17 protein-coding genes are annotated in these 18,405 nt (G+C 71.7%); 8 read left to right on the top strand and 9 right to left on the bottom strand.

Annotated elements, in window-relative coordinates:
* Positions 1 to 104: 104 nt before the first annotated feature.
* Positions 105 to 1,232 (bottom strand): NAD(P)/FAD-dependent oxidoreductase, encoded by a 1,128-nt coding sequence (locus tag AB0B94_RS26570; RefSeq protein ID WP_357286000.1) that lies wholly within the window; start codon positions 1,230 to 1,232, stop codon positions 105 to 107.
* Positions 1,233 to 1,254: 22 nt separating this feature from the next.
* On the opposite strand from AB0B94_RS26570, the gene AB0B94_RS26565 reads away from it, so the two are divergent.
* On the top strand, positions 1,255 to 1,980 hold the full coding sequence (locus AB0B94_RS26565; protein WP_357285997.1) for a TetR/AcrR family transcriptional regulator: 726 nt from the start codon (positions 1,255 to 1,257) through the stop codon (positions 1,978 to 1,980).
* Between the two features lie 102 nt (positions 1,981 to 2,082).
* A complete protein-coding gene (locus tag AB0B94_RS26560) occupies positions 2,083 to 2,901 on the top strand; it encodes a hypothetical protein (protein WP_357285994.1) in 819 nt (272 codons plus the stop codon).
* A 33-nt stretch (positions 2,902 to 2,934) separates the two neighbouring features.
* Here the strand turns inward: AB0B94_RS26560 and AB0B94_RS26555 are convergent, their stop codons facing one another.
* The gene (locus tag AB0B94_RS26555; protein WP_357285991.1) at positions 2,935 to 4,488 is read right to left on the bottom strand and encodes an NAD(P)/FAD-dependent oxidoreductase; all 1,554 of its coding nucleotides are present in this window, start codon (positions 4,486 to 4,488) and stop codon (positions 2,935 to 2,937) included.
* Between the two features lie 176 nt (positions 4,489 to 4,664).
* Between AB0B94_RS26555 and AB0B94_RS26550 the strand changes: the two genes are divergently transcribed.
* From AB0B94_RS26550 to AB0B94_RS26535, 4 genes are all read left to right on the top strand, one after another.
* Positions 4,665 to 5,891 carry a hypothetical protein gene (locus AB0B94_RS26550; RefSeq protein WP_357285988.1) on the top strand — a complete coding sequence of 409 codons (1,227 nt, stop codon included), beginning with the start codon at positions 4,665 to 4,667 and terminating at the stop codon, positions 5,889 to 5,891.
* A 34-nt stretch (positions 5,892 to 5,925) separates the two neighbouring features.
* A complete protein-coding gene (locus tag AB0B94_RS26545) occupies positions 5,926 to 6,366 on the top strand; it encodes a hypothetical protein (protein ID WP_357285985.1) in 441 nt (146 codons plus the stop codon).
* Between the two features lie 75 nt (positions 6,367 to 6,441).
* Positions 6,442 to 7,014 carry a GNAT family protein gene (locus AB0B94_RS26540; protein WP_357285982.1) on the top strand — a complete coding sequence of 191 codons (573 nt, stop codon included), beginning with the start codon at positions 6,442 to 6,444 and terminating at the stop codon, positions 7,012 to 7,014.
* A gap of 29 nt (positions 7,015 to 7,043) precedes the next feature.
* Positions 7,044 to 7,457, top strand: a complete 414-nt coding sequence (locus tag AB0B94_RS26535) for a type II toxin-antitoxin system Phd/YefM family antitoxin (RefSeq protein WP_112590058.1) — start codon at positions 7,044 to 7,046, stop codon at positions 7,455 to 7,457.
* 282 nt (positions 7,458 to 7,739) lie between these two features.
* Here the strand turns inward: AB0B94_RS26535 and AB0B94_RS26530 are convergent, their stop codons facing one another.
* The 7 genes from AB0B94_RS26530 to AB0B94_RS26500 all read right to left on the bottom strand — a co-directional run bounded on the left by AB0B94_RS26530 (position 7,740) and on the right by AB0B94_RS26500 (position 14,960).
* Positions 7,740 to 8,807, bottom strand: a complete 1,068-nt coding sequence (locus tag AB0B94_RS26530; RefSeq protein WP_357285979.1) for an ABC transporter ATP-binding protein — start codon at positions 8,805 to 8,807, stop codon at positions 7,740 to 7,742.
* The gene (locus tag AB0B94_RS26525; RefSeq protein WP_357285976.1) at positions 8,804 to 9,640 is read right to left on the bottom strand and encodes an ABC transporter permease; all 837 of its coding nucleotides are present in this window, start codon (positions 9,638 to 9,640) and stop codon (positions 8,804 to 8,806) included. Before AB0B94_RS26525 ends, AB0B94_RS26530 begins: the two co-directional genes overlap by 4 nt.
* Entirely contained in the window at positions 9,637 to 10,428 is a 792-nt protein-coding gene (modA, locus tag AB0B94_RS26520; RefSeq protein WP_357285972.1) for a molybdate ABC transporter substrate-binding protein, read from the bottom strand. Before modA ends, AB0B94_RS26525 begins: the two co-directional genes overlap by 4 nt.
* A gap of 164 nt (positions 10,429 to 10,592) precedes the next feature.
* Positions 10,593 to 11,015, bottom strand: a complete 423-nt coding sequence (locus AB0B94_RS26515; protein ID WP_210782284.1) for a MerR family DNA-binding transcriptional regulator — start codon at positions 11,013 to 11,015, stop codon at positions 10,593 to 10,595.
* A gap of 460 nt (positions 11,016 to 11,475) precedes the next feature.
* Positions 11,476 to 11,868 (bottom strand): SCO5389 family protein, encoded by a 393-nt coding sequence (locus AB0B94_RS26510; RefSeq protein ID WP_357285967.1) that lies wholly within the window; start codon positions 11,866 to 11,868, stop codon positions 11,476 to 11,478.
* 319 nt (positions 11,869 to 12,187) lie between these two features.
* The gene (smpB, locus tag AB0B94_RS26505; RefSeq protein ID WP_357285962.1) at positions 12,188 to 12,679 is read right to left on the bottom strand and encodes an SsrA-binding protein SmpB; all 492 of its coding nucleotides are present in this window, start codon (positions 12,677 to 12,679) and stop codon (positions 12,188 to 12,190) included.
* Positions 12,680 to 12,722: 43 nt separating this feature from the next.
* Entirely contained in the window at positions 12,723 to 14,960 is a 2,238-nt protein-coding gene (locus tag AB0B94_RS26500) for a hypothetical protein (RefSeq protein ID WP_357285958.1), read from the bottom strand.
* A 151-nt stretch (positions 14,961 to 15,111) separates the two neighbouring features.
* On the opposite strand from AB0B94_RS26500, the gene AB0B94_RS26495 reads away from it, so the two are divergent.
* Positions 15,112 to 16,770, top strand: a complete 1,659-nt coding sequence (locus AB0B94_RS26495; RefSeq protein WP_357285955.1) for an FAD-dependent oxidoreductase — start codon at positions 15,112 to 15,114, stop codon at positions 16,768 to 16,770.
* Between the two features lie 42 nt (positions 16,771 to 16,812).
* Positions 16,813 to 18,270 carry an ATP-binding protein gene (locus AB0B94_RS26490; protein WP_357285952.1) on the top strand — a complete coding sequence of 486 codons (1,458 nt, stop codon included), beginning with the start codon at positions 16,813 to 16,815 and terminating at the stop codon, positions 18,268 to 18,270.
* Positions 18,271 to 18,405 lie beyond the last annotated feature (135 nt).

Genomic DNA, 18,405 nt, shown 5'->3' with positions numbered 1-18,405 from the left:
CGTCGGTGGGCCCCACAGGCCCATGGGTACGGCTTACGCGGGAGTGGCCTTACATCCGTCGTCATGGAACAACTGTCGTCAGCCGCTTCGACAGGGGCCAGATGTCAGTCTGCGCGTGCCGGTTCCGCCGGCCTGGTGAAGAAACGAACAATGTCTTCCGCCGCCGTCGGGGAGAGCATCATCGCCTGGACCCGTGCGGACATTTCCGCGATCGGGTGAATCCTGCTGAACATCGACTCTTCGTACGACCGAATCGCCGAATTCGGGTCGGCGGGGTCGGCGGCGAGTTGGCCGGCCAGCTCTGCGGCGTCGAGCATGGCCTGGTTGGCACCCTCGCCGACCGGTGGCATGAGGTGCGCGGCGTCGCCGACGAGGGTGACGTCCGGCCGGCTGGTCCAGCGCGTGCCGATGGGCATCGCCTCGATCAGGCGTGGCGTCGGCGCGTCCTCGGCCGCCTCGATGAGTGCGGTGAGGCGGGGGTTCCAGCCGGCGAACAGGTCCAGCAGGGCCTGCTTAGTGCGGTAGGTATCAAGGGGCTGGCCCTCCGCGCGCAGCGAGATCCCGACCTGGAGGCTGCCGTCGCCGAGACGTTGCGCTGCCAGGATCTGGTTCACGCCGACACACCACAGGTTTCCGGGGCCGACCAGCTCGGCGAGATCGGGATGCCGCCGGTCGACGTCTGCGACGCTCAGCTGCACGAGTGTGGCCACGTAGGACAGTGCGACGTCGGCCAGCAGTGACCGGACGACTGAGCGCGCGCCGTCGGCACCGATGAGGATGTCGCAGCTGGCTCGTTGACCGTCGTGGAACGTCAGTTCCCAGCCTTCGGTGGGTCGGGGGGTCGCCGCGACGAGCCGGTGCCGCCAGGCAACCGTGTCGCCGGGGAGGGAGTCGAGCAGAAGATCACGCAGTGCGCCCCGGTCGATCTCGGGACGCCCGGAGAATTGGCCGGGTTGCGGCACGTGGTGTATCAGGGTGCGTCCGGTCGGGTCGAGGATGCGATGTTCCTCGCCCTCGGGGCGCGCCTTCGACCGGAACCGGTCGGCGAGACCCGCCTCGGTCAGGGCCAGTTGTCCGGACTCCGGGTGGAGGTCGAGGGTGCCGCCCTGGGGTCGCGCGGATCGGCTTGCCTCCCGGTCGTACACCACGGCGTCGATGCCGCGCCGGTGCAGGATCCGAGCCAGCGTCAACCCGCCGAGTCCACCACCGGCGATCGCAATTCGCGTACTCACAGCGCTACCGTACACTGTATTAGTGGATACACCGTACGCTAGCGGGCCGCTGCCCGTGTGGGAGCGGCCCGAACCTCAGCCGCGGGCGGTGCCAGTGCCGTTGAGCCGCGAGAAGATCGCCGCCACGGCGATCCGGCTCGCCGACGCGCACGGCCTCGACGGGCTGTCATTGCGCAAGATCGCCAAAGAGCTCGGTGTCGGTCCGATGCGGCTCTACGACTACGTGATCAACAAGTCGGAGCTACTCGATCTCATGGTCGACGTCGTCTATGCCCGGATCGCCGAGGTGGGCCAGCGCTCCGGATGGCGCGACACGGTGCTGGCCATCGCCCACGCGACCCGCGCTGCCGCCCTTGACCATGAATGGTTCTCCGACCTGCTCGGCGGACGGCCACACCTGGGACCACACGCGCTCGCCGTGGGCGAGGCGACCGCGGCGGCGCTCAGTGCGGCACCCGGCGTGCGTGCCATCGACGATCTCCAACGAGCCGTGGGCGCCCTCAACGCCGTCATCGTCGGATCGGTCCGCAGAGAGGTCACCGAACGACGCACCGCACGTGCCACCGGCACCGATGAAGCTGCCTTCCAGGCCAGCCTCGGCCCCTACCTCACGCGCATGTTGAAGACCGGCAGATACCCCACAGTGGCCCGACTCGTCATCGACGGCGCCCACCTCAACGCCGAGGAGACCTTCAACCACAACCTGACCACCATCCTGGACGGCATCACCCGCCGGCGCTCGGGGTGAACCGTGCGCTGCGGCCAGCGGCTCGCCGGCCGGAGGTGTCTCGTTGAGCGATATACCGGTACCCACACAGACGATGACGCGAGTCCGGACAGGAGCCCACGAGTGGACGTCAGCCTGGCGACGAGCGCCGGCATCGCCGACCGGTCGAACGAGGACTTCGTCGGGGCGGTTCCCGGCGCTGTCGTCCTGCTCGACGGTGCCGGCATTCCGGGAGCCGAATCGCTCTGCTCCCACGGCGTCGCCTGGTACACGCACCGCCTCGGTGGCGCGCTGCTCGGCCAGTTGTCGCGCGGCGACGGGCGAGAGCTCGCCGCGATCCTCGCCACCGCCATCGGCGACATCGCCGCCGAGCACGGCGACACCTGCGACATAGCGGACCCCAGCAGCCCGCAGGCCACCGTCGCGATGGTCCGCGCCCTTGACGGCCGCCTGGACTGGCTCCTTCTTGCGGACTCCTTTCTCGTTATCGACCAGGTCGGCGGCGACCCGCTGGTGATCACCGATGAGCGCGAGGTGGCTGCCCGGCGGGAATGCTCGGCGCCGCTGGCCGGCATTGCCCAGGAAACGCCGGAGTACGACCGGGTGCGCGCCTCCTGCGCCACCGCGCTGCGTGCCCGCCGCAACCAGCCGGGCGGCTACTGGATCGCCAAGGACGACCCGCGCGCGGCGCGGAAGGCGGTGACCGGCAGCAGGTCCCTCGCCGACCTGAACGGTGTCGCGTTGCTCAGCAACGGCGCCAGCCGCATCGTCAGCCCGTACGGTCGGACCGACTGGCCGGGCGTGCTGGACCTGCTTCGGGCCAGCGGGCCGGCCGGCGTCATCGCCCGCGTCCGGCAGGCCGAGGCGCGGACCACCGGTGGCGCGGGTGCGCACAGCCCGGACGACGCCACAGTGGCGTACTGCACGCTCCGGCGGCGTTGAGCACCCGCCCGTGCCGCGAGAGCGTGCTCGGCTTCACGCGTGAGACGGGGGAGTCGCTACAGGGGCTCGGTCGTCCGACCCCTCCGGCAGGGTGATCGGCGCCGCGACGATCCGGCTGGGCAGCACCGGCGCGTCCCGGCCGGTGCCCCGTCGGCCGTCGGGGCGCGACGATTCCTCGTGGTAGTCCTGCTCCACGTTGACCGACCAGACGTCGTGGGTACTCCCGGTGGCGATGTTCTCGGCCGTGAGCATCGCGGTCAGCATCGAGTGGTCCTGGTTGTTGTAGCGGTGCATGCCGTTGCGGCCCACCGGATGGACGTTCGGCACCGCCTCGGTCAGCCAGGCCCGGATCACGTCCACGTTGTGCTGGTAGCGCTCGTCGTACACCGGGTAGGCCTTGGGCATGCGGACGACGTAGCCGGCCTCCACCACGCCCTGTCGAACCAACCCCAACCGCTCCAGCTCCGCTGTGGCGAGGGCCACGAGGTCGGCATCCGGGGTACGCCACATCTCGTCGTCCTCGAACACGAAGTACTCCAGGCCCAGGCAGGTGCGGCCGTCCTTGACGAGGTACGGCGACCAGGAGCCGAAGTTCTGGATCCGGCCCACCCGTACCCCCGGGTCGTGCACGTAGATCCAGTTGTCAGGGAACGAGAACTCCGCCGGCACGACCAGGGCGACCGTCAGGAAGTCGCGGTAGCGCAGGTCGGCCGCGCAGGCCAGCACCTCCGGCGGCGCCGGCGGGTGGAGCGCGGTCACCAGCTCCGAGATCGGCATGGACGAGATCACGTGGTCGGCGGCCTCGGTACGCTGCCCGCCCGCGCCGTTGACAGTCACGCTGATCGCCCGTCGACGAGCCGGGTCGCGGTGCACGGCGGTGACCCAACTGCCTGTCGACAGTTGCCCGCCCCGCTCGCGGACCTGCTCGGCGCAGCGCTCCCACATCATCCCGGGCCCGTACTTCGGGTACTGGAACTCCTCGATCAGGCTGGTCACGTCGGTACGTCGACGTCGGGGCAGCAGCGCGTTGCGGATCGCCGTGGCCAGCGACAGGTTCTTGATCCGCTGCGCCGCCCAGTCGGCCTGCAACCGGTCCGCCGGCATACCCCAGACCTTCTCGGTGTAGGTCTTGAAGAAGATCGAGTACAGCCGCCAACCGAACCGGGCCGACACCCAGCCCTCGAAGTGTGACTGGTCCCGTGGCGGGCGCAGCCGGGCGCGGGCGTACGAGCCGAGGCAGCGGACGGCCTCCGGCAGACCCAGGTTGCGCAGCGCGTTCACGGCGCTGAGCGGGTAGTTGAACAGGGCGCCCCGGTAGAAGATGCGGCTCATCCGGGGCCGGGTCAGGAAATCCTCGTCCGGCAGGATCTCGTGCCAGAACGCCTCCACCCGGGGCACCTTGGTGAAGAACCGGTGCCCGCCGATGTCGAACCGCCACCCGTCGCGCTCCACTGTCCGACTGATCCCGCCGACCACCTCGTCGGCCTCGAACACCTGCACCGACCGGCCGTGCCGGAGCAGCTCGTACGCCGCGGTGAGCCCGGCCGGCCCCGCACCGATGACCACAGTGCCGTTCTGCTCGCTCATGCTGACGCGCTCCCTGCTCACCGCCATGGTTGAGGCGCGGCGTCCACCCGCTCTGCGCAGAATGTCACACTTGATGGCGGTTGGCCCCTGCTTCGGCGGGGCGCGCTGCGGCGTACCACGAGAAGAGCGACTCCCCCGCGCGGCCGGCGGACCGGGGGAGCGGGGAAGCGGGGCGGATGAACCGGTGGCGCAGCGGCGCGACGACGCTGGCCGCGCGGGCGGTCGCGGCCGGCCGCGGCGGAGCGCGCCTGGCCCGCCGGGTGCCGGCGCCCTGGCCGTACGTCATCTGCCTGTTCCTCGGCGCGAAGCTGCTGCTCACAGTGCTCGGGCTGCTGGTCCTGCACGCCTGGGACGGCGTCCCCGGTGCCCCACCCCCGGATGAGGCGTTGATGTGGGCGCAACAGCGGGAGATCTCCGGGCAACGGTGGATCTCCTTCTGGTTCGCCTGGGACTCGCTGCTCTACCTGCGGCTGAGCACCCTGCCCCTGACCGGGCCGTGGGTGGACTTCGGCTTCCCCCTGCTGTACCCGTTCCTGGCCCGGCCGGTCGGCGCGCTGATCGGCGGCGACACCGCACTGGCCCTGTTGCTGATCAGCAACGTCGCGTTCCTGCTGGCCCTCTGGTACGGCTACCGGTTGGCGGAGCTGCTGCTCGGCGACGCGTACGCGGCCCGCCGGTTCACGCGGTACCTGGTGCTGCTGCCAACCGCGTTCCTGTTCCAGGCCGCGCTGACCGAGTCGCTCTTCGTCTGCCTCGCATTGGCCACCTTCTACTACGCCGAGCGACGCCAGTGGCTGCTGGTCGGCGTGATCGGCTACTTCCTGGCGATGAGCCGCTCCGTCGGCCTGCTCGTGGCGCTGCCGCTGGCCCTGGTGCTGCTCCGGCAGCACGACTGGCGGCTCGGGCCGCGCGCCCTGCTCGGCTACCTCCGGATCGGCTGGCCGTTGCTGCTGCTACCCGCCGGATGGTTCACCTTCATGGCCTACTGCCGATGGCGGGGCGGGGACTGGTTCGCCTACCAGCACGCCCAGGAGACCGGCTGGGGCATCAAGGTGCAGAACCCCGTCCCGGTGCTGCTCAACGGGTTGGTCGGGGAGCCGCGCGACGCCGCTCGGGCGTGCTTCGCCGTGGCCGTCCTCGCCCTGCTGGTCGCCGGGTTCCGCCGCCGGGAGCTGGCCTACCTGGTGTACGGCATCCTCATGGTGCTGGTGCCGCTGTCGATGGGCCCGCCGGTGTACAAGAGCCTGCTGCGCTATCTGCTCGCCGCCTTTCCGGTGGCGCTGGTGCTGGCCCGCTGGGCCCGCCACGCCAGCGTCGACGTGTGGCTGACCGCGACGCTCGCCGTGGTGCAGGGCGTGCTGTTCGTACTCTGGCTCAGCTACTGGACCCACACGATCATCTGATTGGCGCTGCCGTCGGCCGGGCAAGATGTACGCGATGACCGAGCCACGGGTACGCCTCGACGACCTGGGCGCCTGGCTGATCAAGGGCAACGCGGACCAGGTCGACCTCACCGCCCGGTTCGCCAGTGAGCCACTGGTGACGAGCTGGTGCGTACGTCCCGGCTACCGGGCGCGGTTGATGTGCGCCGGACAGCCGGTGGTCTTCTGGGCCAGCGGCAGCCGGAGTCGACTGCCGTACGGGGTGTGGGGCGTCGGACGGGTCACCGGGGCGGCCGAGCCAGGCGCACCCGGGCAGCAGTGGTCGGTGCCGCTGGATCTGCGCATCCTCGCCGAACCGGACCGGGTGTCCCGGCTGCTGCTGCGCGCCGATGACCGGCTCGCCGGCCTGGAGGTGCTCCGTCAGCCGCAGGCCGCCAACCCCTCCTACCTGACCGTGGCCCAGTTCGCCGCGCTGCAGACCCACCTGCCGGCGTGAGCGTGAGGGCGGCGTGCCTCGACCAAGGTGCCCGTGCGAGCCTGCTACCGACGAAGCAGACTGAGTGGAGGCCCGGTGTTCGCCCTGCCGCTGACCGAGGACGTCGAGCTGCGCCCGCTGGAGCCGTGGCGGGCCGAGGAGTTCCTCGTCCACCTCGATCGGGCCCGCCAGCACATCCAACCCTGGGTGTCGCCGTCCTTCGTCGCCACCGACCTGCCGTCGGCCCGTGCCGTGTTGCAGCGCTACGCCGACCTCTGGGCCAGCGACGGCGGTGGCATCTGGGGCCTGTGGTGGCGGGGCTCGCTCGTCGGTGGGGTCATGTTCGTGTCGTTCGACGTGACCCGGGGCGTCTGCGAGGTCGGTTGCTGGGTGGAGCCGGCGGCGCAGGGCAGAGGCATGGTCGCCCCGGCGGTGCGCCGGATCGTCGACTGGGCGGTGCGCGAGCGCGGCATCCAGCGGGTGGAGTGGCGTACCAACGCCGACAACACCCGCAGCAAAGCCCTCGCCGACCGGCTCGGCCTGCGCCTCGACGGCACGCTGCGCCAGGTCAGCCCCGGACCGCACGGTCGGATCGACATTGAAATCTGGTCGGTGCTGGCTGACGAATGGTCCGCCCGCCACGCACCGTCCACTGGCGACAACGAATAGTTGTCATACCCGCGCGGCACCATGCATCCATGGCCGTCCCCGCGCTCACCCCTCATTCCGACCCGCCGCGTTCCGTGCCGCTGCGTGAGGCGCGCACCCGGTTCAGTCAGCTCGTCGCGCTGGCCGAGCTGACCGACGCGGTCACCGTCGTCACCCGCGACGGCGATCCCCGCCCGGTCGCCGCGATCGTCCCCGCCGCAGCCGCCCGCAGCGGCGCCCAGGCCCGCGCCGACGCCGACCGGCTCGCGACAGTCACCGCCGGCTGGGCCCGCCGCCTCGAGGAGCAGCACCGACGCAGCACCCAGCGGCACGCCGCCGAGCTTGGCGCGGTCCGCGCGGCGCTGGCCGAGGCGTGGGCCGAGCTGGATAGCCGGGTCGTCCCGGGCAGCGACCCGACGCTGGCCAGGCTGCGCGCCGCACACGCCGACCTGCTCGCCGGCTGACCCGCGTCCGCGCCCGCGAGTTGGCCGCGCCAGCTGAGCCGGGTGCCGCGCCCTGTGTGTGCGGCGGTGTCGCGACCGCCTGACGGGGTCCGCGTTGGCGTGGTGAGCGGGCTGGTGTCCGCGTGGGCCCGCCGTCCGCATGGGCTTTGGTGTCCGCGTGGGTTTTGGTGTCCGCGTGGGTTTTGGTGTCCGCGTGGGTTTTGGTGTCTGTGTGGGCTTTGGTGTCTGCGCGGGCCCGCCATCCGCGCGGGCTGGTGTCTGCGCGGGTCGGCGGACGCCGGATCAGCCAGTGGCCGGGTACGCGTGAGTCTCGGTCGCCTTGACCGCCACCCAGACCTGCTGGCCGGGGACAAGCCGCAGCTGGGCGGCGGCGGCCGGCGTGACGTCGGCGGCCACCCCGATCGGCCCGTCCAGTTGCACCCGCACGTTGTCACCGTGGCGCTGTACGCCGGCCACGGTGCCCGCCCAGGTGTTGCGCGGGCTGCCCTCCGGCCGGGCCGGGTGCAGAGCCACAGCGGCCGGACGGAACGCCACGAACGCTTCGCCGTCCAACCTGTCGGCGACCGTGAGGGTCAGCTCCGGCGACACCCGAACCCCGTGCCCGTCGGCGCGACCCCGGTACAGGTTCAGCCCGACGAGCCGGGCGACGTAGTCGGTGCGCGGGCGGGCGGTGACGCTCGGTCCGTCACCCTCCTGCACCACCCGGCCACCCTCGACGATGACCAGTCGGTCGGCCAACGCCAGCGCGTCCAGCGGGTCGTGGGTGACCAGCACCGTCGCGCCCGCGTGCGCCGACAGGTGCCGGTGCAGCTCCGCGCGGGTGTCCAGCCGGGTGCGGGCGTCCAGCGCGGCGAGCGGCTCGTCCAGCAGCAGCAGCGACGGTGCCACGGCCAGCGCGCGGGCCAGCGCCACCCGCTGCGCCTGACCGCCGGAGAGCTGTCGAGGCCGGCGCTGCACCTGCGCGTCAAGCCCCACCCGGCCCAGCCACTCCCGGGCCGTGGCGCGGGCGGCCCGCCGCTCGACGCCGTGCCGGCGCGGCCCGAAGGCCACATTGTCCAATGCGCTGAGGTGCGGAAAGAGCAGGTAGTCCTGGAACACCACTCCGATCGACCGGCGTTCGGTGGGTACCCAGCCACCGGTCGCCGGACGGTCCAGGTCGACCTCGTCGAGGGTGACGTGCCCGTCGGTGAGGGGATGCAGCCCGGCCAGCGCCCGCAGCGCCGTGGTCTTGCCGGCGCCGTTCGGGCCGAGCAGCGCCACCACCTCGCCCGGCGCGACCCGCAGCGGCACGTCGAGCCGGAAGACGCCCCGGTCGACGACGAGCCGCGCGTCGAGAAGTCGGTCGCTCATGCGGTGGTCATCCAGCGCTCCCGCAACGACACCAGGATGCCCACCGACACGACGAGCAGCACCAGGCTGAGCACGATCGCGGACTCCAGGTCCGTCTCCAACGCCAGGTAGACGGCGAGCGGCATGGTCTGCGTCCGACCGGGGTAGTTGCCGGCGAAGGTGATGGTGGCACCGAACTCGCCGAGCGCCCGCGCCCAGCAGAGCACCGCCCCGGCGGCCAGACCGGGCGCCACCAGCGGCAGCGTGACGTGGGTGAAGGTGGTCCACCGGCTGGCGCCCAACGTCGCCGCGGCCTCCTCGTAGCGGTGATCGGCGGCGCGTAGCGCACCCTCCACGGCGATCACCAGGAACGGCATGGCGACGAACGACTCGGCCAGCACCACCCCCGTGGTGGTGAAGGGCAGGGTGATACCGAACGTGCCGTCCAGCCAGCCGCCGAGCAGGCCACGCCGGCCGAAGACCAGCAACAACGCCACCCCACCGACCACCGGCGGCAGCACCAGCGGCACGGTGACCAGCGCGCGCACCAGCCGACGGCCGGGAAACTCGATCCGGGCCAGCACCCAGGCGAGCGGCACCCCGAGCAGCAGACAGAGCGCGGTGGCCAGGGTGGCGGTCTGCACCGACAGCCGCAGAGCGGTCAACGCGCCCGGCTCGGTGAGCCGCTGCAGCAGGGTCGTCCACGGTGCCCGGATCAGCAGCCCCGCCAACGGCAGGACGAGGAACAGCAACCCCAGACCGGCCGGGATCAACAGCGCCGCCGGCACCCCACCCCTGCGTCGAGACGTGGCCGGGCGAACGCGGGATGCCTTGTGGTCGTGGACCCGCCTCACGGAGCCTGGAACCCCGCCTCGGCGAGGACCGCCTGCGCCGGCGCCGAGCGGACGTACGCGACGAAGGCCCGTGCGCCGTTCGGATTCGGGGCGTCCTTCAGCGCGACGATCGGGTAGTCGTTGACTGCCCGAGCCGACTCGGGAAACTCCACGCCCGTCACGTCGGCGCTCGCCGCCCGGGTGTCAGTGCGGTAGACCAGTGCCGCGTCGACCTCGCCGAGCTTCACCTTGGCCAGCGCACCCTTGACGTCCCGTTCCAGTGTGACCGGCGTCAGCGCGACGCCGGCCGCGTCCAGTGCTCTGCGGGACGCCGCGCCACAGGGAACCTGACTGGCGCAGAGCGCCACCTTCACACCCGGGCCGCTCAGGTCGGCCAGGCCGGCCACTGCCTTCGGGTTGCCCCGGGGCACCGCGATCACCAGCTGGTTGCGGGCGAAGACGCTCGGCGTGCCATCGGCGTCGCCAGCCTCGACGACAGTGGTCATGTTCGCCGGGGCGGCCGAGGCGAACACGTCCGCCGGCGCGCCCTGGGTGATCTGGTTGGCCAGGGCGGAACTGCCGGCGACGTTGAGGGTCACGCGGCTGCCCGGGTTGGCGGCCTCGAAGTCCTTCCCGATGCGGGTGAACGACTCGGTCAGCGAGGCGGCCGCGAACACCGTCACCGGGCCGGTCACCCGCCCGTTCCCACCGCTGCCGGTTGCCCGGCCGTCGCCCGCGCCGCAGCCGGTCACCGCCAGGCCGGCCGCCACCAGGACAGCCACCGCCGTACGCCTGCTCCGCGAGTTCATCCGCCCCGATGTCCCCGCGTTGATCTGGCCTACTGTCCGCGCGTTGATCTGGCTTACTGTCCGCGCGTTGATCTGGCTTACTGTCCGCGCGTTGATCTGGCCTACTGTCCGCGCGTTGATCTGGCTTACTGTCCGCGCGTTGATCTGGCTTACTGTCCGCGCGTTCATCTGGCCGACCGTCCGCGCGCCGGGGCGGGTGCGGCCCGCTCGACCACGACAGTGGTCGACTTGATCACGGCAACTGCCACCGAACCGACCCGCAGGTCGAGCTCGTCGACGGCCTCCCGGCTCATCAGCGACACGACCCGGAACGGGCCCGCCTGGATGTCGACCTGGGCCATCACCGTGTCCTTACGGACGTCGACGACGATGCCGCGCAACCGGTTGCGGGCCGAGGAGAACTCGGCGCCCGCATCCGGATCGGTGGCTTGAGCGCGAGCGAAGGACGCCAGGTCGACGCCGTCGACGACCCGGTGGCCGTGCTCGTCGCGCCCGGCCGTCAGGCGCCCGGCGTCCACCCAGCGGCGGATGGTGTCGGCGCTGACGCCGAGCAGGTCGGCCGCCTCCCCGATCCGGTACGTCGTCACCCGCTCACCTTAACGCCCGCATTTGCCATGACGGAAGGCCAGGATGTGCAGCAGTCGCGTGGATAAATGAGTGTCAAGGCCGGCAGCTGCGTCTCCGCGTTCGGCCTCAGGATGCCCATGGCGTGCTCGGGCGGGCCGCAAGATCGTGCTCGAACCAGGAAGTAGTGGTATCGGCGTATCGACGAGGCCACTACATCGTGGATCGAGCACGATCATGGCGCGTGGCACGGGCGCCTGGCGCGGCGCGCGGGGCGCGGAAGTCGGGCACGGGAGTGGGCGTGGGCATGGGGCGCAAGGCGTGGGGCGTGGGAGTGGGGCGCGGGGCGCGGTAAGGCGGTGAGGCGGTGAGGCGGTGAGGCGGGGCGCGGTGAGGCGGGCGGTGAGGCGGGGCGCGGTGGGGCGGGGCGCGGCAGCGCTGGCGTGGGGGCGGGCGGGCTCGCGGGAGCCCGCCCGCCGCGGGTCAGCAGTTGCGGAGTTCGGGGGACTGGTTGAGCAGTTGGCCACGGGTCGACACGAAGCGGCGGTAGCGCTCGGTGTCGACGGCGGACGGACGGAACGCGGCGACGCGGTGGCAGTTCTGGAAGGCCAGGCGTACGCCGAAGTGTCGCTCCAGACCGGCGCGGATCGCATCGCTCGCCAGCGCGCGGAGCAGTTGGCCCCGGTCGGCGTCGGTGGGCGGCGGGACGACGTTGTCGGACAGGTCGGCGTCGCTGGCCTCCAGTTCGGCGACGACCCGGCTGATGGTGGCCCAGGCGTACGGCAGTGAGTCACGGACGCAGGCGATGAACGCCTCGTCGTCGATGGGGCCGCGTTCGGCGGCGTCGAGCAGGGCGGGCGGGACAGTGAGCGACATGGTTCTCCTCCGCTTAAGCCAATGATTACCGTTTTCAACAACGGCGTCGACTGAGCAGACCACGTCTCTCGGACGACGTCAACGATGTCTCGGCGCGCCGCGCCGTGACCTACACGCGAAGCACGTAGGAACGCACCCGAGAGCGCGCCCGCGAAGCGCCCGCGAGAGCGCGCCCGCGAGAGCCACCAGCGAGCGCGCCCGCGCGAGCCCACGCGAAGGCGACCGCACGCAGCACGTGCGACGGTGCTAGGGAAGAGAGCCTGCGACGGGCGCTGCGAATGCGCGCCCACGGGAAGCGCGCGGATGGCCCGTCACGGCGTCAGGGCCGGCGGGGGTGGCCCTTGAGGTGCCGGCCCAGCTCGCGGGCGATCTCCCGGTTGGCGTCGCGCTCGGCCAGGGTCTGCCGCTTGTCGTAGGAGCGCTTGCCCTTGGCGAGGGCCAGTTCGACCTTCGCGTAGCCGTTCTCGAAGTACATCGACAGCGGAACGAGGGTCACCCCGCCCTCGCGGACCTTGTCCAGGATCCGGTCGATCTCGGCACGGTGCAGCAGCAGTTTGCGGTTGCGGCGCGGGGCGTGGTTGGTCCACGTGCCGTAGGTGTACTCGGCGATGTGCAGGCCGTACAACACGATCTCGCCGTCACGCTCGTGCGCGAACGCGTCCACCAGCGAGGCCCGCCCCTCGCGCAGCGACTTCACCTCGGTGCCGACCAGCACGATGCCCGCCTCGTACGTGCGCAGCACCGTGTACTCGTGCCGGGCCTTCTTGTTCGAGGCGATCAACCGGCGGGCGGGTGGCTTGGACGCAGTCACCAGGCGACGATATCCGGCTGCCGGAGCAGTAGTACCGGCCGGCTCAGTCGCCTGCCGGGTGTGCGGGGCGTAGTCGCGCGGTGAGTTCCCGTACCGCGTCCGTGAACGCCTCCTGCGACTCGCACGGCCAGTGTCCGAGGATCGGTGGGGGAACGCTGTCGCTGGGCGCCGGCACCACGTCCTGCGGGTCGGTCAACCGCCGGTCCACGCTTGCCGGCGGACCGGTCAGCGTCTCGGTCTCCCCGGGACGGTGGGAGGCGAAGATCCAGCCGCCGATCGGGTCGGTGTCCCGCCACAGGTTGATCCAGCGCCAGCCGATTCGTTCGCCGATCTCCCGCAGCGCCGGCTCGTCGGCGTAGGCCGGGAAGAGCCGGGAGTACAGCCGGCCCAGCGGTGACCCGTAGGTCAGCAGGGCTACCCGCTCGGTGATCCGGGTGGGCAGTTGCAGAACCGTGGCGGCGAGCAGCACCGAGCCGTGGCTGTGCCCGGCCAGCAGCACACAGTGGCCCTGTTCCACCAGGTAGGTGATCCGCTTGGCCAACTCCGGCACGGCCCGCTCGGCGTAGCAGGGCGGCGCGAACGGGTGCGCCGCCCGGGGCCAGAAGGTGCCCAGATCCCAGAGCACGCCCACGTACCGGCGGAACTGCGCCGTCCGGTACGCGAAGATGCCGCCCACCACCAGGCCGAGCAGGATCGCGGCGATCACGTAGCTACCGGAACCGATCAAAAAGTTGACCATGCCCTCCGGCACGCCGACGTAGCGCTGCGCCACGTCGCCGGGTAGGAGCTGGAGCAGGCCGAGCACGCTGGTGGCCAGGCCGAGCGCCGCCAGGCCGGCGTACACCACGGAGAGCGGTTCCAACCGTTCCGTGAAGCGGGCCCGGGCCACCGCCTGCTCGACCCGCCGCAGCCGGGCCGCCGCGCTCGGCGGCGCGTGCGGGAAGTCGGCGGCAACGATCGCCCGGGCGGCGCGCCGTCGCCCGCGCCGGGTCATTCTGGTGACCAAACCGGCCACCAGCAGCGCGGTCACCACGGCCAGGAAAAACCCGAAGATCGCCCATTTGTACGCCAGGGGAGGGCTGGTTTCCAGGCCGTCCGCTGTCGTACCCTCGCGATCGAGCAGGTCCGCTACCCGGTAGACCAGCTCGGCCGAGAACGCCACCGCGAGCCCGGCCGAGATCGTCATGAAGACCGGCGCTCCCAACGCGCGTATGGGTGACCGGCTCTGCCCACCGCCCCGCCGCCAGATCACCAGCGTGGCGAGCGCGACCACCAGCACCGTCTGGCTGACGAACAGCCAGGCCACGATCGCGCCGTAACCGGGCAGCGCGCCGCCTTGCGGCCATGGCGCCGGGCTGATGACGACGTGCACGATCACCAGCATCGTGAGGCCGCAGGCGATGGTGCGCAGCCCGCGAAAAATGCCGTCCACCCGGGGCGACGGGTCGGTACGGTCGATGCTGGGCACCACGCTGACCAGGACCAGGCAGGCCAGCAGCACCGCCGCGGTGGCCGTCAGCAGGATCACCATCACCGACGAGCGGTGCTGGCTGGCTCGCGCGGCCAGCAGGCTGGCGCTCAGCGTGGCGAACGCCGCCGCGACGTGGACCGAGCGCAGCCGACCCACCAGTGGCTCACCGTCCCACTGGCCGACGGCGCTGAGCTGGTGTTTCGACGTCCGCGTCGCCGGCGTCCGGAAGGCGTCGAACGAATGGCTCGGGCGTGCGCCCAGCCACCAGACGAGCCCGATGGCGGCGACCGGCAGGAACGCCAGCACACCCAGGCGCAGACCGGTCGGTCGCCCGCCGAGCCACGACAGCCAGCTCCGGCCGGCCAGGCACGACGGGGTGTCCATGCAGCGCCAGGCGATCAGGTCCAGCGCCACCCCGACGATGGAGAGCACGTAGAGCATGGTGAGGGTGAGCGCGAGTATCCGGCACAGCGCCATGAAGCCGCGGTTCGAGACGGTTTTCGCCGGGCGCATCCAGAGCGCCACGTTGCAGAGCATGAACGGCAGCAGGAAGACCAGTGACAGCGTCCGCACCGCCGTGCCGGACGGCAGGTCACTCCAGCGGTACGCCTCCAGCGTCACCCCGTCCGTCCCGGTGGAGTCCGGATAGCCGGGGCGCGGTCGGTAGAAACCTCCGCTGCGGTCCCCGGCGACCTGGTGCACGTGCGGCCGGTCCAACACCTGGTCCGCGCCCGCGCCGGAGACACCGTGCACCCGTAGCTCCACGATCCCGCCCGACGTCGTCGGTTCGGTCGGTGTCGCGTCCGCCATGGGCCCCCCGAGGTGTGCGCGGCGACCGGGCGGGTCGTCGATGTCCGGCCACCCGCGCGGCTCCCCGGCTTACCCGTCTGCGGGGCGGCCAACCGTGAGCCGGGACTCGGCCATGGTGCGGTCGACCCTCGACAGGTGATTTCATGGCGCCATGGCGAACCCGGTGATCCTGACCGTCGACGACGACCCCGTGGTGTCCCGGGCGGTGGCCCGGGACATCCGGCGCCGGTACGGCGACCGCTACCGGGTGTTGCGGGCGTCCTCCGGCCCGGAGGCGCTGGACGCGCTGCGCGAGGTCAAACTGCGCGGCGAACAGGTGGCGCTGCTGCTGGCCGACCACCGGATGCCGGAGATGACCGGCGTCGAGTTCCTGGAAGCGGCAATGGACATCTTCCCGGCGGCCCGCAGGGTGCTGCTCACCGCGTACGCGGACACCGACGCGGCGATCGAGGCCATCAACGTGGTCGACCTGGACCACTACCTGCTCAAGCCCTGGCACCCGCCCGAGGAGAAGCTGTACCCGGTGGTCGACGGGCTGCTGGAGGCGTGGGCGGTCACCCCGGACGCGGCCAGCGCGGAGATCCGGGTCGTCGGGCACCGCTGGTCGGCCCCGTCGTTCAAGGTCCGCGACTTCCTGGCCCGCAACCTGGTGCCGTACCGGTGGCTGTTGTCCGACGACCCGGAGGGGGTCCGGTTGCTCGACGCGGCCGGGGCCACCGAGGCGGACGTACCCCTGGTGGTGACGCCGGAGGGCAAGGCGTTGGTCGCCCCGAGCGAGGCCGAGTTGGCCGCGCTGGCCGGGTTGACTGTGGTGCCGGCGTGTGACTTCTACGACCTGGTGGTGATCGGCGGTGGCCCCGCCGGTCTCGGTTCGGCGGTGTACGGCGCGTCGGAGGGACTGCGCACCGTGCTCGTGGAGCGACGGGCGACCGGCGGTCAGGCCGGGCAGAGCAGCCGCATCGAGAACTACCTGGGCTTCCCGGACGGTGTCTCCGGCGCGCAGTTGACCGATCGGGCTCGGCGGCAGGCGGTCAAGTTCGGTGCCGAGCTGCTCAGTGCCCGGGAGGTGGTCGGTCTCAGCGAGGCCGGCGGCGCCCGCCTGCTGCGCTTCGGCGACGGCACCGAGATCGCCGCGCACACCGTGGTGCTGGCCACCGGCGTGTCGTACCGGGTGCTCGACGCTCCTGGACTGGCCGACTTCACCGGGCGGGGGGTGTTCTACGGCGCCGCCGCCACCGAAGCGCCAAGCTGCGTCGAGCAGGACGTCTACATCGTCGGCGGGGCCAACTCCGCCGGCCAGGCGGCGGTCCACTTCTCCCGGTACGCGTCGAGGGTGCACCTGCTCATCCGTGGTGCGGACCTGACCGCCTCGATGTCGCGTTACCTGATCGACCAGCTGGAACGGATCGACAAGATCACCGTGCACCCGCACACCGCCGTGGTCGGCGGGGCGGGGGAGGACCACCTGGAACGGCTCACCCTGTGCGACACCCGCACCGGGGAGGCCCGCTCGGTCGACACCTCCTGGTTGTTCATCTTCATCGGCGCGGAGCCCCGCACCGACTGGCTGGACGGGGTGCTGGTCCGTGACGACCGTGGTTTCATCGTGACCGGTCCGGATCTGCTCGCCGGGGGGCGGCGGCCGGCCGGCTGGTCGCTGTCGCGCGACCCGTACCACCTGGAAACCAGCGTGCCCGGCGTGTTCGCCGCCGGGGACGTGCGGGCCGAGTCGGTCAAACGGGTCGCCTCGGCCGTTGGCGAGGGTGCGATGGCGGTGTCGCTGGTGCACCGCTACCTGGAGGCCCAATGAGCCGGTGTTGCGAGCCCCACAGCCGCGAGCGAAGGAGTCCCTGTGCCCACCGAGTCTGACCGGCTGACACCGGCGCAGTTGCGCACCCTGTTCCTGTTCGAGGCGCTCGACGACGGGCAGCTCGACTGGCTGGCCGAGCACGGCCGGGTCGAGCAGCGCGCCGGCGGCACCCTCGTGTACGGCGAGGGTGAGCCCGCGACCTGCTTCTTCGTGCTGGTGCGCGGGGCGGTGGCGTTGAGTCGCCTGGTGCGCGGCGACGACGTCGAGGTCAGCCGAACCGACCAGCGCGGGGTGTACGGCGGGGCGACTCAGGCGTACCTGGGTGACCAGGTCGAGCAGATCTACCGCAACAGCCTGCGGGCGGTGACCGACGCGGAGTTCTTCGTGCTGCCGGCGGAGGACTTCGCGTACGCCCTGCGGTCCTGGTTCCCGATGCCCATGCACCTGTTGGAAGGGTTGTTCTTCGGGATGCGGGACAGCCAGGCCATCGTCGGTGAGCGGGAGCGGTTGTTGGCGCTCGGTTCGCTCTCTGCGGGGCTGACCCATGAGCTGAACAACCCGGCCGCGGCGGCGGTGCGGGCCACGTCGGTTCTGCGGGACCGGGTCGCCGGGATGCGGCACAAGCTTGCCATGATCGCCGACGGGCGGCTCGACGGAAGCGCCCTGCACGGCCTGGTCGCCCTGCAGGAGGAGGCGGTCTCCCGGGTGGCCACCGCGCCGAAGTTGACCCCGATGGCCACCTCCGACGCCGAGGACACCCTCACCGACTGGCTGGAGGACCATGGCGTCGGCGGAGCCTGGGACCTGGCGCCGATCCTGGTCGGCGGTGGGCTCGACGCAGCCTGGCTGGCTCGGGTGAAGGACGCGGTCGGCGCCGCGGACCTGGAGGCGGCGGTGCGTTGGCTCACCTACACCGTCGACACCGAGCTGCTGATGCGCGAGATCGGCGACGCGGTCACCCGGATCTCCGGGCTCGTGGACGCCGCCAAGCAGTACTCGCAGCTGGACCGCGCGCCGCACCGGGTGGTGGACGTGCACGACCTGCTCGACGCCACGCTGGTGATGTTCAAGGGCAAGATCCCCGCCGAGGTCAAGCTGGTCCGCGAGTACGACCGGGACCTACCACCCGTCCCGGCGTACGCGGCCGAGCTGAACCAGGTGTGGACCAACCTGATCGACAACGCGTTGGGCGCGATGGGGGAGAAGGGTGTGCTGACCGTCCGCACCGGACGGGTCGGCGACCAACTGGCGGTGGAGATAGTCGACACCGGGCCGGGCATCCCGCCGCAGGTGCGCCCGCGCATCTTCGAGCCGTTCTTCACCACCAAGCCGGTCGGCGCGGGCACCGGTCTGGGGCTGGACATCTCCTACCGGATCGTGGTGCACAAACACCACGGCGACATCAGGGTGGAGACCGAGCCGGGACGCACCACCTTCCGGGTCCTGCTGCCGATCATCGAGGGCGCACCGGACGCGCCCCACGACCCGCCGACCACCTAGCGGGCAGCACGCGGGCAGGATCAGGCGGCGCCCGGACCAAGCAAGTCCCCCCGCCGCCTCGCCCCGCCCCACCTCGCCCCGCCCCACCCCGCGCCGCCCCACCCCGCGCCGCCCCGCGCCGCGCCGCCCCGCGCC

The organism is Micromonospora sp. NPDC048986, assembly GCF_040649335.1.
In the GTDB taxonomy this organism is placed as follows: Bacteria; Actinomycetota; Actinomycetes; order Mycobacteriales; family Micromonosporaceae; genus Micromonospora; species Micromonospora alfalfae.
This window is presented reverse-complemented; position numbering and strand designations above follow the sequence as displayed.